The 14,255-nt window shown below is 62.4% G+C and carries 10 protein-coding genes; 3 read left to right on the top strand and 7 right to left on the bottom strand.

Translation table 11 applies throughout. The features are described 5' to 3' along the window. Positions 1–16: 16 nt before the first annotated feature. Positions 17–304 carry a hypothetical protein gene (locus DOM54_RS15455; protein ID WP_110717187.1) on the bottom strand — a complete coding sequence of 96 codons (288 nt, stop codon included), beginning with the start codon at positions 302–304 and terminating at the stop codon, positions 17–19. A 199-nt stretch (positions 305–503) separates the two neighbouring features. Here DOM54_RS15455 and slyD point away from each other — a divergent pair, with 199 nt between their 5' ends. Further along, positions 504–986 (top strand): peptidylprolyl isomerase, encoded by a 483-nt coding sequence (slyD, locus tag DOM54_RS15450; protein ID WP_110601121.1) that lies wholly within the window; start codon positions 504–506, stop codon positions 984–986. Between the two features lie 184 nt (positions 987–1,170). On the opposite strand, the gene DOM54_RS15445 is transcribed toward slyD, so the two are convergent. The 6 genes from DOM54_RS15445 to DOM54_RS15420 all read right to left on the bottom strand — a co-directional run bounded on the left by DOM54_RS15445 (position 1,171) and on the right by DOM54_RS15420 (position 10,532). Continuing rightward, positions 1,171–1,782 carry a C40 family peptidase gene (locus DOM54_RS15445; RefSeq protein WP_110717186.1) on the bottom strand — a complete coding sequence of 204 codons (612 nt, stop codon included), beginning with the start codon at positions 1,780–1,782 and terminating at the stop codon, positions 1,171–1,173. 260 nt (positions 1,783–2,042) lie between these two features. Continuing rightward, on the bottom strand, positions 2,043–4,499 hold the full coding sequence (locus DOM54_RS15440; RefSeq protein WP_110717185.1) for a DUF1266 domain-containing protein: 2,457 nt from the start codon (positions 4,497–4,499) through the stop codon (positions 2,043–2,045). A gap of 132 nt (positions 4,500–4,631) precedes the next feature. Continuing rightward, positions 4,632–5,912 (bottom strand): acyltransferase family protein, encoded by a 1,281-nt coding sequence (locus DOM54_RS15435; protein ID WP_110717184.1) that lies wholly within the window; start codon positions 5,910–5,912, stop codon positions 4,632–4,634. A gap of 144 nt (positions 5,913–6,056) precedes the next feature. Continuing rightward, positions 6,057–6,299, bottom strand: coding sequence for a GlsB/YeaQ/YmgE family stress response membrane protein (locus tag DOM54_RS15430; protein WP_071233199.1), 243 nt, complete (start codon positions 6,297–6,299; stop codon positions 6,057–6,059). A 158-nt stretch (positions 6,300–6,457) separates the two neighbouring features. After that, positions 6,458–8,929, bottom strand: a complete 2,472-nt coding sequence (mdoH, locus tag DOM54_RS15425; protein WP_167406520.1) for a glucans biosynthesis glucosyltransferase MdoH — start codon at positions 8,927–8,929, stop codon at positions 6,458–6,460. Between the two features lie 19 nt (positions 8,930–8,948). Continuing rightward, on the bottom strand, positions 8,949–10,532 hold the full coding sequence (locus DOM54_RS15420) for a glucan biosynthesis protein G (RefSeq protein WP_240613929.1): 1,584 nt from the start codon (positions 10,530–10,532) through the stop codon (positions 8,949–8,951). A 297-nt stretch (positions 10,533–10,829) separates the two neighbouring features. Here DOM54_RS15420 and DOM54_RS15415 point away from each other — a divergent pair, with 297 nt between their 5' ends. Both DOM54_RS15415 and DOM54_RS15410 read left to right on the top strand, forming a co-directional pair. Next, positions 10,830–12,386, top strand: a complete 1,557-nt coding sequence (locus tag DOM54_RS15415; protein WP_110717181.1) for a glucosyltransferase domain-containing protein — start codon at positions 10,830–10,832, stop codon at positions 12,384–12,386. Between the two features lie 209 nt (positions 12,387–12,595). Then, a complete protein-coding gene (locus tag DOM54_RS15410; protein ID WP_110717180.1) occupies positions 12,596–14,191 on the top strand; it encodes a solute:sodium symporter family transporter in 1,596 nt (531 codons plus the stop codon). Positions 14,192–14,255 lie beyond the last annotated feature (64 nt).

Raw genomic sequence — 14,255 nt, 5'->3', positions numbered from 1 at the left:
AGCGACCGAAGCCCCTTCAGTGCAGCTTGGCTTTGCGCACTGTCCAGCACGCAACACGCAGCCCCACCCAGATCCCGATGGCCAGCAGAATCAAGGTCAGGAGCATGGATACCGGCTTGATGATGAATGTCGCGCCGAGCACCGCCAGCGCCGCGGACATGATCCAGCGGTCCTGGGCGGGATCCCCCTGCAACTGGGTCGGCAACCGGCGTTTGACCATCGCGCCAAGCGCCCCATCCCAAGCCTTGAGAAGCAGAAAAAGAAAGACGGCGAAGGCAACGAGCCAAACGACGAACACGGTCATGACGAACTTCTCCTCGGCCGCAAAATCACGGTAATTTGTCGTGGGGTCAGGGTAACCACACCCTTGAAGTGGCGCAACTATCACGGACGCCGTTCGAGATAAGCGCCCGATCGGCCCGACTTCGCGGTCATTGCGACCTGACAGGAAGGCCGTGGCGCGTTAGGATGTGACAGACATGCACAAACGCAAAGGTTCAGAGATGCAGATTGCCCAGAACTCCGTGGTCGCGTTCCACTATACATTGACCAATGATGCAGGAGAGGTACTGGACAGTTCCGAAGGTCGCGATCCGCTGACCTACCTACACGGTGCGGGCAACATCATTCCGGGACTCGAGAAAGAACTCGAGGGTCACGGAAGCGGTGACAAGCTTCAGGTCGCTGTCGCGCCGAGCGAAGGGTACGGCGAAGTGCAGCCGGCACTGGTCCAGGAAGTTCCGCGGGATGCCTTTCAGGGCGTCGACGCCGTCGAGCCCGGCATGCAGTTTCAGGCCCAGACACAGGAAGGACCGTTGATGGTCACCGTGACCAAGGTGGAAGGTGACACCGTGACGGTCGATGGCAACCACCCCCTGGCTGGCGAGAAGCTGAACTTCGATGTCGAAATTGCCGAAGTGCGCGAAGCGACTGAAGAAGAAGTGTCCCATGGCCACGTCCATGGCGAAGGTGGTCACGAGCACTGATCCTTACGCTGGCCTCCCCCCGGAGGCCAGCTCGATCGGTTGGGGGTATGCCCCCACAAAAAAAGGGCAGCCAGCAGGCTGCCCTTTTTCATGTCCCTGTTGCGCCGATCCAATACCGTGCTACCCGGTGGACGGGGACCGAGACGAGGCCGCGACGCGGCCCCCCAGCAAGTCCTGCCCCGACTCAACCTTCGTTGGCCAGCATGACCCGCTGAGCCAGTTGCGTTCGTTCGACCGGACGACGCGCTTGCCAGTAATATCGCTTCCAGTAGACGTTATCGAGGCGCGACAGCTTCACCCCTTGCGACGAGGAAGCGTGAAGAAAGTAGCCATCACCCACGTAGACGCCGACATGGTTGTAGGGTCCAGGCGGCTGGAAAAAGACCAGATCCCCTGCCTTGAGATTCTGTTCCGCGACCCGATCACCTTCCAGAACCTGTTCTTCGGTCGTCCGCGGCAGCTCGAAAGCGAAGGCCTCACCGAACACGTGCTGCATCAGCGCAGAGCAGTCGATACCACGGTGCGTCGTTCCGCCGAGCACGTAAGGCGTCCCGACCCACCGTTGATGTTCGTCCAGCAGGGCCTTCCGGATCACCGCCGGGGAGACGCTCTGCGGCCGGAAGTCCCGGATCTTCTGAGGCGCCGGAGGGACGCTCTCGGGAATGTCGACCGCAACGGTGCGAGTCTTAACCAGCGGGAGTGAATACTGCGCGTTGACTTGTTGTTGTTTTACAGGGGCGGAGCAACCGGATATGACTATCGCCAGTGCCAACCCCATGGCTGTGCGTCTTAGCATTCAGCGCGACCTCGTTCGCCTGTGAGCCATTACGGGCACCGCCTTTTGCGACGACTCATGACGAATCATCCGGCGAATTGGAGTCGCTGTGGTGGTGACACACCTCGACGAGGTGTCACCGCCAGAACGGCCTGTATTGGGCTCGAATCATGATCAATCGGACAGAAAAAAGCCACGCCCTCTTTACAGTGGGCGTAGCACAGCGGAGATCATATGTCATTGAAAACGCTTTGGCGAGCGTTCTCGGTTAATGAACAGCGTTAATGTAAAAGACTGGGTTCACTGGGAAGAATGTCGACATGAAGTGATGTCCAGTGCGCCATGGGACTGCCCGGAAAATCGAGACTCGCCCAGGCACCGGCCAACAGCGGCTCCGCCTCCAGCCAGGCACTGAGCGCTTCGCGAAAGCGCAGCAGGAAGGCCTCGCGCTCCGGCGTATCGTCCATGAAGAAACCGAAGCCGCTGTAAAGCCCTTCGGCATAATCCCGCCAGTTGCTGTAGTGACGCGCCGCCAGGCGCATGGCGGTATCGAGATAATGCGCGAGGCGGTTCTCGTCGAGCCAGTCAAGCTGCCGGCCAGCCAGCGCCAGATCGACCAGTTGCGCGATATCCCATGCCGTCATGTCTTGATCGTTGCAGTGGCAGTCGTTGTCCCGCACGTGCTTCAGCCGCATCAGGTGGACGCGATCCTCTTCCGCGCATGCCCCGGATTCGAGAATCGCGATTTCCGCTTCCAGGCGAGTGCGATTCAGCGTGTAGGGAGCATAGTTGATCTGATAGTCCTGTCGGTCTCCTGCCTCGGTCAGGAAATCCAGGAAGTCGACCAGTCCGGAGGCCCCCTGCAGGGCATACTGATGTTCGATCCACTCCCCCAACGCCTCTCTGTCTCCGGGCGCCAGCGGCTGCGGCGCCTGCCATAGTGCTTCGTTGAGAGGCCCTGCCAGCGAGATCGCGGTGAACCGCGTCAGCGTCGGCCGCGCACCCGGCTCGAGCCAAGTCAGCGACCGCGACGGGGTCAGCCAGTGAAAGGGGGAGCCGGGATCGCGCCGATGCCAGGTGATATCGTCCGCCAGCGACACGTCCTCCGGCGCTTCATCCTCACTCAGGACGGTTTCCCAGACCTGCCATGCCGAGAGCAGGCTCTCGGCGTCGCGATAGAACCGACTCAGCACGTCACACAGAGACTGCGCCAGAGCTTCGATCTCGGCGGTCGAATAGCGTCCGCTGTCCGAAGCCATCACCAGATAGAATGCGTACTTTTCCGCCATCGTGATCGTCGCCGCGTGATCCGCGCAGATGGCCAATCGCCGCGATGTTCCGGGCGACGACCGGCGACCGGCGGTATGGCGGGAGTCGGCGGCCAGCTGGTTGAGATGATGCGCTTGAGCCGGCATCCAGAACCTCGCCAGCCCCGCGGCGCCCTCTTCCCGGCGCAGGCCCAGCACGTCTTCGAGGTAGCGCTCCGCCTCCTGGACCCGCTCCGGCCCCAGCGGTTCGCCGAGGGTTCGACGGTGGATGAGATCCGGGTCGCGGATCGAGGCGACGCTCAATACCCAGCAGTCGGGATCTGCGCGGTACTGTCGAACGAACTCGCGCGACGTCTCGCGCAGCCCCTCTTCCAGCGTATCGGCGAGCGGTACCGCCCATGGACTGGTGTCGGCGAAGAGCAGGCCGGCCCACTCCTCATCGAAAACGGCCCGCAGATCCCTTCCCTCGAACAGACTGCGTCCCCGCTGATATGCCCGAGCCGCTGCCTCCCAATCCGTGTATCGCTGCTGCAGGAGGTCGATGCCATGGCCCGCGAACCGCTCCGCCTCCTGCGCCGACAGCCACCCGGCACAATGGCCGAGAAACGCCTGGTCGATGAGTCGGAACCAGTCCCATGCCGCCCACTCCAACGGCTCCGCGTCGGCCAGGAACGCCAGTAGCACCTGGCCGTAATCGTGCTGATCGTTCAATCCCGAGAGCCACTCGAGCTGCGCCTCGGGGCGCTGACGAGACATCCGCACGGCGTCCAGATCCCAGCCATAGCGGTGCCCCTGCCCTGCGAGCCAGAACAGCAGTGCCATGAGCTCTTCACGCCCCCCGACATCATCCTGCTCGCGCAGTAGCGTCCGGTAATGTCGCTGTTCGTCGAGGGAGATATCGACCGGCCAGGCCAGCACCGGCGCCATGGCGGCCCTGGCCCGCCAAAGGCCTTCCGACCAGAGGTCGACAGGCCGAAAATGGAGAGGATCGAATCCGGCGGCATCCGGGGATGCCGGTGAATCGGTCGACTTGAGACAGTGGCGAAGCGCAGACCATGAGACGCCACGCTGCTGACGCTCGCGAGCGAGAAGCTCGCGCCCGGCGGCATCCAGCGACGGATCGTTCAGGGAGGTGAGCGACTGCAGCCAGGCCCTGAGCGTGGGCGCCTGCGCGACGATGCCACGGGCCAGCATGGCAAGCCAGGCATCGGTACAGGGAGGTCGAATCCAATTTGCCGCACTCCCGAGCGCGAGCAGCTCCAGCGCCGCCAATCGGGCGAACGATGGCGACCTTGCGTCACCGCCGCTCTCCCACAAGCGCCAGGCAAACTCGTCGCGCCCCCCGACCCCCAGTGACTGCAGGCGCGCGTGCGCCTGGACGGCACCGAGCGCCAGCCGGGGATCGCTGACGAGAGGCCAGCCACACAGCGTCAGCTGCTGGGCCCACCACGGGACGAGAAGTTCGCTCAAGAGAAACCTCGTGCTACGAGAGACGGCTTGCGCTCACTGCCGAAGTGGCTCGTGGCAGTGCGCTTGCGGCGGCATAGTATAACGGAAAGGTCGTCGCGCGCCGATGGCCGGCGCGCGATCGGGCAGTGGACGTCAGCTCATCTTCTCGGCATGAGTGCGCGGCGCCCTGCCCAGCAGACGCCGTAGCAGGAATTTCCTGACCCGTACCACGAACTGCTCCTGGAAGAGCACACAGAACAGCACGGTCAGGATCAGGAACAGCGGATAGAGCCACAGGTGCAACTCTCCTGCCGCCGCCAGACAGCCCCTGAAATCGGTCAGACACAGGCCCGGATCGCCGGAGAGCACGCGCTCGACACGCGAAAAAACCGCATAGAGAGGTACATGTAGCGCGAACATCGGCAGCGAGGCGCCGCCCAGCCTGGAGGCCAACCGCATCAGCCGGGGATTACTGGGCTCCCCCCAGTGCGCCGCCACATAGATCAATGCCAGTTGGGCGGGCAGCAGCAGGCCATTGTGCAGGGCGTAGTACCACGCATGCCCCAGCCCCAGCAGGTAGACCGCGGCCACGACACTCGCCGCAACCGCCAGCAGCGTCAGCCAGCACTGACCGGAAGACATCAGTCGTCCCTGCGCCTTGCGCTGCGCGTAGAAAGTGCAAAGCAAAATTCCGGCGACGAACTCGGGAAGGCGAATCAATGGATTGCGGTGAAGAATACCGGTCTCAGGCACCCCGTAGTCCGTCGTCAGGATCACGTACAGCGGCGGGATCAGATAGATCAGATTGACCAGCAGCATGGCGCGACGGGGGTTCCGCACCCGACGCAGGCGGGGCGCCAGCCAGGGAAATGTCAGATAGAAGAAGAACAGCGCCGAAATCGACCAGGACGGCGGATTGAAAGTCAGGTACAGCGGGTTCCAGGCGTGCAACAGGGTCAGATTGAGCAGCAAATTGATGCCGGTTTCCAGCGGTCCCATGGTGTGATTGAGACTTTTCCAGTCGAGCTGGCCGATATCGTTGTTGACGTCGTAGACCACGAATCTCAGCGAGATATCGCTATCCCCGGGCGCTATTGCCAGATAGCCGACCAGCGCCGATACGGACATGGCCAGGATCAGCGACCCGATATGAATGGGATAGAGATTCGAGAAGCGCTTCAGCCAGAAGCTCCTGGGTGGCTCGCGCATCTGATCGGACGAGTCGAGGTAGACATGCGTCAGCAGAAAGCCGGATAGCACGAAGAAGGCACTGGTCGAGAAAAATCCGATGTCGGTCACGTAATGCGACCATTCGCGTATGGAAGGATAGTTGTGGAGCGTGTGGAAAATGACGATATAGAGGCCGAGCAGGAAACGCAGCCATTCGAGCCCTATGAAACGTTCTTTGCGCGTGGCGGTCGATGAATCAAGCATCCGTTGCAGATCTCTGGCCGTCAAAAGGCGCTAGTGTACCTGATTCTGACGGACGGACGCGCCATCGGCGCATCGCGTCGACTTCTTACCCCGCCGTTCTTGATGACAATCGATCCGCGTGGCCGATCGAGGCATGAATCGATGCTACGCCTTCTTGACCTTGGCAACGATCCACAACAGGATTATCGCCCCGATGGTCGCGACGACCAGTGAGCCGATCAACCCGTTCGACGACAACCCCAGCAGGCTGAACAGGAAGCCACCGATCACGGCACCGACGATGCCGACGACGATATTGCCGAGGATGCCGAAGCCGCCGCCGCGCATGACCTTCCCGGCAATCCAGCCAGCGATGCCTCCGATGATCAGCCACAAGATAAAGCCCATAGTCCTACTCCTTGATTCCCTTCGGATTGAATAACCGGCAAGCGGTTCGGTACCGCCTCGCTCAAGCATAGTCACCAATCGCCGAATCTTCGAAGAATAACGGGCAAGCGGGTCGACAAAAGTCGACCCGCTTGCCCGGTGAAGGCGCCGCTACCGCATCAACCGAATGCTGGCACCCGTAGCGAGGCTCTCGACGGCAAGCCGTGCTCGTGCCAGCCATGATGCGCCTCGGCATCGCCCCAAACCCGCCAGTGCAACTGGGAGAGCATCACCGGATCATCCAGAAACGCCAGACGCTCGAGATTGTTCATCGAAGCCGGCCCCTGCTTGAGCGCCCGGCTCACACGCTCGTGGCGCCGCCGCTTCAGCGGCTCGGCATGGCCATGCCGCGAGGTGCCGAGCGCGGTCGCCAGTGCGTTCGATACCGGGTCCACCACTATCTGGACGAAATTCGGCGTGGGCGCGGCCGCGTTCATTCTGCCCAGGTGGCGCACCATCCGGCGCAGCACGCGCGGCGGATGTGTCTCCTCGGGAATCCGGAACAGTCGCGCACGGAAGCAGGCGCTGCCGAGGGAGACGCGGCTGGACAGGGCGGATACCGGTATCGAGATCATCATGGCCCCGACGATGGGCGACAGCCACCACAGGAACGTCGGCTCCATGAAGTAGACGCCCACCGCCCAGACGGCGCCGATGAGCGTCTGGCTCCAGTGATTGCGAATCGCATCGCCCCAGGTCGTGTCGCTGTTCTCCCGTGACGGCGAGCGCCACTGGATCGCCCATCCCATGATCGAGGTCAGCACGAAACGGGTGTGGAACAGCATTCGCACCGGGGCCAGCGCCATCGAGAACAGCGACTCCAGGACCATACTCGCCAGTACCTTGAGAGGCCCACCGAACTGACGGCTCCCCTGGACCCATACCAGGATCACGCTCAACACCTTGGGCAGGAACAGCAGCGTCGCGGTGGCACCGAACAGGCCAACGGCCAGCGTCGGATTCCACTGGGGCCACACCGGAAACATCATCCCCGGTTCCGGGAAATAATTGGGCGTACTCAGCGTGTGAACGGCGAGCAGGGCCGTTGACAGCACCAGAAACAGACACCAGAGCGGCGCGGAGATATAGGACATCAGCCCCGTCAGGAACACCGCGCGATGGACGGGATGAATGCCTTTGGAGAGGAACAACCTGAAATTCATCAGGTTGCCATGACACCAGCGCCGATCCCGGTTGAGCTCGTCGAGCAGGTTCGGCGGCATCTCCTCGTAGCTGCCATCCAGTTCATAGGCGATCCAGACGCCCCAGCCGGCACGCCGCATCAGAGCTGCCTCGACGAAGTCGTGCGACAGGATCTCACCGGACATCGAGCCCTTGCCGGGCAGCGGTGCCAACATGCAGTGGCGCATGAATGGTGCCATGCGGATGATGGCGTTATGTCCCCAGTAGTGCGACTCACCGAGCTGCCAGAAGTGCAGTCCGGCAGTGAACAGAGGGCCGTAGACACGGGTCGCGAACTGCTGCATGCGGGCGTATAGATTCATGCGCCCGGAAGCCCGGGGCGCGGTCTGCACGATGCCGGCATCCGGATGTGCTTCCATCATCTGGACCAGGCGAGTCAGGCAGGCCCCGCTCATCACGCTATCGGCGTCCAGTACCAACATGTAGCGGTAGAGCGCGCCCCAGCGACGACAGAAGTCGTCGAGGTTGCCGCTCTTGCGCTTCACCCGACGCTGGCGACGGCGGTAAAAGACCTGACCGAACGCCTCGAGATCGCGGCACAACGCCAACCACGCGTGGGTTTCCTGAATCGCGATATCGGGATCGAAAGTGTCGCTCAGGATGAACACGTCGAAGTGCTGGTCATTACCGCTCTGGCGCAACGACTCGATGGTCGCCCGGACACCGGCGAAGACACGTGGAACGTCTTCGTTGCAGATGGGAACCAGCAGCGCGGTACGCGCGTCCGCCGGGATCGGCTCGTCACCGACTTCGGAGTCGATGGCATAGCGGTCACGCCCGCGAAGCAATTGGAAGAAGCCCATCAGTGCAGTCCAGAAACCCGCCGAAACCCAGGCGAACAGGAGCACGAACAGCGCCAGGATGGTGATCTCGAGCCACTGCTGCCCCTGGCCCGGCAAGACCGTCCGCATCTGGTTGGCAGCGATGAAGCTCTGGCCAAAAATGAGCACCAGCAGCACCCAACGGCGCGCACTCGCGATCATCTGCCAGCGCGGCGCCGGCCTGCTCTCCCGGTGTTTGCGACGAAACCCTCGCCCTGCCCAGCTCTTGAAGCGCTGCCCGAATCGCACGAAGGGATTGGTCGACCACCCTTCGGGCGCCAGCGGCGTCCGCCGTAGCGGCGGCGCCGTCTTCACTCGGGTGATGCCGTGCTCGTCGGTGTTCAGGATTTCCGGCGGTGCCAGCGGCGGCTCGGCATAGGCCAGGGCCAGACGCCGGCCCACCGAACTGGCGGCCGGATCATCCTCGTCGACCTCGCCACCTCCCAGTGCAGCATGCAGCGAAGCCATGTCGTGGGTGTCCAGGTCGCTGGCAAGCAGCTTACGCCGCTCATTCCGATCCTGCGCTTCGAGCGCCAACCGCTCCAAATAATGCTCGGCTGACACCATCGTTTTGGAAGGCGTCACTTCAGCCATTGGCGGGCAGCCGGTAATACCAGGTCTCGGAAACCCGCTTCTCGCCCTGATTCAGATAGGCGCGAATGTCCAGCGGCTGGTTATTGTCGCTGCGCTTGACCTTGACGAACACGCGCCAGCCTCCCGTGGCTGTGTTGCGTTCGGCGTGGCTATCCACCAGTTCACCGTTATCGCCGACACTCGCCTGCACACTGATGTTGGCGTCGTCACCGAGACCCGACAGCGAGGGACCGTTGAAATCCAGCACGAATGCCAGTGAACCGTCGGCTTCTCTGACCAGGTTGTCTTTACGCACTTCGCCACGGGAAAGGCGAGTCTGCTCGACCCAGGCCAGCGAGGGATCGACGTAGCGGCTCTCGTCCTTGGTCACGGTGAAGCGGTAGTCGTAATCCAGCGGCGTACCCGGCTGCGGCGCGGTCTCCGGCAGCCACATCGAGACGATGTTGTCGTTGGTCTCGTTGGGTGTCGGGATCTGGATCAACTCGATCTTGCCGGCCCCCCACTCGTTCTGCGGCTCGACCCAGGCACTCGGACGCAAGTCGTAGCGGCTGTCCAGATCCTGGTAGCTGTCGAACTGGTGGTCCCGCTGCATCAGGCCGTACCCCCGCAGGCGCGGTGCGGCCTGTTCGTTGATCATCAGCTTCGCCGGATTGGCCAGGGGGCGCCAGGTCCAGCCGTTCTGGGAGTCGCTGACGAGCAGGCCATTGGAGTCGTGGATGGCGGGCCGGTAGTTCAGCGTCGATGAAGGCTGCTCGGGGCCGAACAAATACATGCTGGTCAGCGGTGCCACACCCAGCTTCTCCACCGGACGACGCAGGAAGATGCGCGACTTGACGTCGACGACGGTATCCGCGCCCGGGCGCAGCACGAAGCGATAGGCCCCGGTCAGGCTGGGAGAATCGAGAAGCGCGAAGATCGTCAGGTACTGGCTCGTCTTGCTCGGCTTGACGATCCAGAACTCCTTGAAACGGGGAAATTCTTCGCCGGAGGGGAGCCCGGTGTCGATCGCGAGCCCCCGACCGGAGACCCCGTAGACCTGGTTCTTGCCGACGACGCGGAAGTAGCTCGCGCCGAGGAACACCATCGTCTCGTCTTTGCGGTCAGCCTGGTTGAGGGCGTAATTGACCTTGAAACCCGCGATGCCAAGATCGTCGTCGTTCTTGGCACTGTCCGGGAGATCCAGATTCCCGAAGGTGAAGTCGTCGGGATTGTAGGCGAAGTCGTGCACGCCTTGATCATCGACACTGTGGAGTTGAATGGCGCTGCCGTAATGCATGCCCTCATGGAAGAAGCTCAGGGTGAAGGGCACCCCGTCACCACTCCAGACATCACGATCTCGCTTGTACTGGATCTGCTCGTACTGGCCGTAATCCAGATTGCTAAGCGCCTCCGGCAGATTCTGTTCGGGTTCGCTGTAACCCTGCTGCGAAAGGTCCTCGGCTTTCTTCGCGACGTCATCGAAACCAAAAGCCAACACATTTTGGGCGATACCGCTGAGTAGCAACCCGGTCAGGGCTACCACCGGAAGAAGCGCCTTGCGTTTTTCAAGGTTACTCCGCCGGATCGATGCACTCACACTCTTACTCCTGTCATAACTATCTTGGCCGGTATCAACGAGCTCGGGGCGTTCTAGGCCGTGCATGCCGATACTATAAAAAACGGTCAGTCATGCCGAGCCGAAAAAGCCACGCTGCGAAGCATGCCTGCAGCGGGCGCAACTCACGATGAAGGACGACGAGATAGCGAAGCCTCCTTGCTCCGTACCGCCGCAGTCTAGCATACGCTACACTGCAGGTACGGGAAGACCTCGTTATCGGCCCACGACTGCCTGACTGAATAGCGCCCCCGGTTCACCGACGGATGAGACCGCTGCATGCCCATGGATTCGAACTCCGATCAAAGGGCCGCGACGACCGGGCCACGCCTTTGGCTGGGCATGATGGCGTATCTCGTCATTTTCAGCTACCCCCTGCTCCAGGCCGACCGGCTCTACCGGGACGACATCTGGCGCAGTTTCCACGGCGAGATGGGCTGGGTTTCCAACGGTCGGCCGCTCTCCAGTCTCGTCGTCCTGGTACTCAACGGCGGCCCGCGCCTCGCCGACCTCGCGCCGCTGCCGCTATGGCTGGGTCTGGCCGCAGTTGCCGCGGCCATTCTGCCATGGCGGCGGCGCCTGCTGGCCTTCGATTCCGGTCACGCCTGGCTGGCGATGCTGATTCTCGTCGTACAGCCGTTTTTCCTACAAAACCTCTCCTACCATTTCGATGCGCTCCCCATGGCGCTCTCGCTGGCCTGCGCCATCGCCGGTATCGCCTGGGCGCTGGACCCGCGTCAGCATCGTGACTGGCAGGCAAGATTCCGCTGGCTGGCCGGTGGCGGCGGCATTCTGGCATCTCTGCTCTTCTACCAGCCGGCTGCCAATGTCTATTTCGTGATGCTGGCCTTTCATGTCGCCTTGAGCGTTTCCCTGCGAGGTCGTCCGGACTGGCCCCGTCACCTGGAGGCGCTAGCGATCGGCGTGGCGGCGCTGATGATCTCGAAGGCTATCTCGATGTGGCTGATCGACGGCGACTACAGCGTCAAGCACAGTCAACTGGTTCCCCTAGACCAGTTCCCCGGCCATCTGGTCGAACAGACATGGCGCTTCTGGCACTACGCCGCCATGACCTTGGGCACCCCGACATGGTGGCTGGTCATGACGCTGGCGGTGGTGACCGTGACGGGGCTGTGGATCACGGCATGGCGCCATCGAAATCTCGCGGGGCTGGCTGTCATGTGCCTGATCACGATCAGCCTGCCGCTGGGCGGGCTCGGCTTTCTATCCGCCCTGGCCGACCCTATCTGGCGGCCAAGAGTGATGATGGGATTCGGCGCGATCTATGCCGGCCTGCTCTTCTGCACGCTGCACTGGCTAGGACGCTCGCGCTGGCGGCTGGTCAACAACGCCACGATAGGCTGGCCGCTGCTGGTGATCGCGCTCGGCACGCCCCTCACCCTGACCTACGCCTACGGCAACGCGCAGAGACAGCAGGCGCTGTTCGCCGATCATGTCTCCATGACGCTGATCGACGACCTTGCCGTGCAGCCCTCGGCGGCGCCATTGATCATCGACGGGACGCTGCCCTACTCCCGGACCACCCGCAATGCGATCGCCTCGCACCCGATGATCGGCGAGCTGATCCAGCCCTATCTCGACAATGGCTACTGGTGGGGCTACCAGGAGCTCTATCGTAGAGGCTTATCCGCGGGCTTCGAGCTCAGCAACGACACGACCTTGCAGAGCGATTTCGAGTCCCGCTGCCGACGTCTGCCCCCGCTGGTCCGGCGAGCCTGGTATACGCTCTACCGATTCGAAGGACACTACGTGGTCTCTCTCGAGCCTCGCTGCCATCGCAGTCTGACGACCACCGAACTCCCCATCGACGATTGAGCGCGACGCTCGACCCTGCCGCCAAGATGTGCGGATCTCCGGCGCCAGATCGCGCCGGCGTATCGATCCAAACGCCTACACATTGAACGAGCTATGTCAGACAAATGGAGAATGGCGATTCGTCGCCAGTTGCCCAACACTGCCGGGGTAACGTGGCGAGAGCCTCCTCCGTGAGCCGCCACCGGGATGCATTCAACCAGGACACCTCTATGCATGCATGGACTCTGATCTCGTTCCTCTTCTTTACGGGATTGGTCGCCTTGATCACGTGGCGCATCACTCACCGTGACGATCTCAGCAATACGCGGGGCTACTTTCTCGCCGGTCGCAGCCTGAGCTTTCCGCTGATCGCCGGCTCGCTACTGATGACCAATCTCTCCACCGAGCAGATGGTCGGTCTCAACGGCGCGGCCTTCTCCGACGGGTTGAGCGTCATGGCCTGGGAAGTCGTTGCCGTCGTCGCCCTGGTGCTGCTGGCGCTGTTCTTCCTGCCGCGCTTCCTGCGCAGCGGGATAGCCACCGTCCCGCAGTTGCTGCAGGAACGCTTCGGCCCGACCACGCAACTGATCTGCAACGTCATCTTCTTGGTCGCCTATGCCGTCATCCTGCTGCCGATCATTCTCTACTCCGGCGCAGTGGGCCTGCAGGGGATGCTTGACCTGCCGGTACTGACGGGCATCGAGTCCAGCACCACGCTGCTGTGGCTGACGGTCTGGGGCGTCGGCATCATCGGCGCGATCTACGCCCTGTTCGGCGGCCTGCGAACGGTCGCCGTCTCCGACACCATCAATGCCATTGGCCTGCTGGTCGGCGGTTTCCTGATCGTTTATCTCGGTCTCAATGCCGCGGGAGACGGCAACGGTATCGCTGCCGGTTGGCAGGCCATCCAGCAGGCTCAGCCCGAACGCCTCAACTCCCTGGGCCGCCCGGACCAACAGGTTCCCTGGCCGACACTATTCACCGGCGTTTTCCTGATCAACCTGTTCTACTGGTCCACCAACCAGCAGATCATTCAGCGCACTTTTGCCGCCAGGAGCCTTTCGGAAGGCCAGAAAGGCGTCCTGCTGACCGGTTTCCTCAAGCTCCTCGGACCGCTCTACCTGGTGCTGCCCGGCATCATCGCCTACCAGCTCTACGCCGATGAGGGCATCGCTGGCGACCAGGCCTATGGCTACCTGGTCTTCCACCTGCTGCCGCCGTGGTTGACCGGCTTCTTCGCCGCCGTCATGGTCGGTGCGATCCTGTCGTCGTTCAATTCGGCCCTGAACAGCACCACGACGCTGTTCAGCCTGGGTATCTACAAGGGGATATTCAAGAAGGAAGCGAGCGAGCAGCAGGTGGTCAACGCCGGCAAGACCTTCGGTTGGGTCATGGCCGTCGCTGCCATGGTGATCGCCCCACTACTGGCCGGTCAGGACAGTCTTTTCGACTACCTGCAAACGATGAATGCGATCTACTTCATCCCGATCCTGGCGGTGGTGATCGTGGGCCTGCTGACCAAGCGAGTGCCGGAGTCCGCTGCCATCTTCGGGCTGGTCGGCGGCATCGTGCTGATTGCGGCCGGCTACTTCGTACCGCCGTTCAACGGTATTCTGGAGATCACCAACCAGTATCACTTCGTGGCCGGCGTCTTTGTGGTACTGGTGCTCGGCATGCTGCTGATCGGCAAGATCGCGCCTCGCCGCGAGGCCTGGGTCCACGAGGACGTCAAGGCGGTCGATCTCACACCCTGGAAGGGGGCGGTACCGGTAGCGATCGTACTGCTGATCCTGGTCTTCGCGATCTACTTCGCTTTCGCCGGTTGACGCGACCGGGGGCGAACCCGACCCGAACGACGCCTCGCCTCTCGTGCGAGGCGTCGTCGTTTCC

Origin of the sequence: Salinicola acroporae (genome assembly GCF_003206615.1) — a bacterium.
GTDB lineage: Bacteria > Pseudomonadota > Gammaproteobacteria > Pseudomonadales > Halomonadaceae > Salinicola > Salinicola acroporae.
This window is presented reverse-complemented; position numbering and strand designations above follow the sequence as displayed.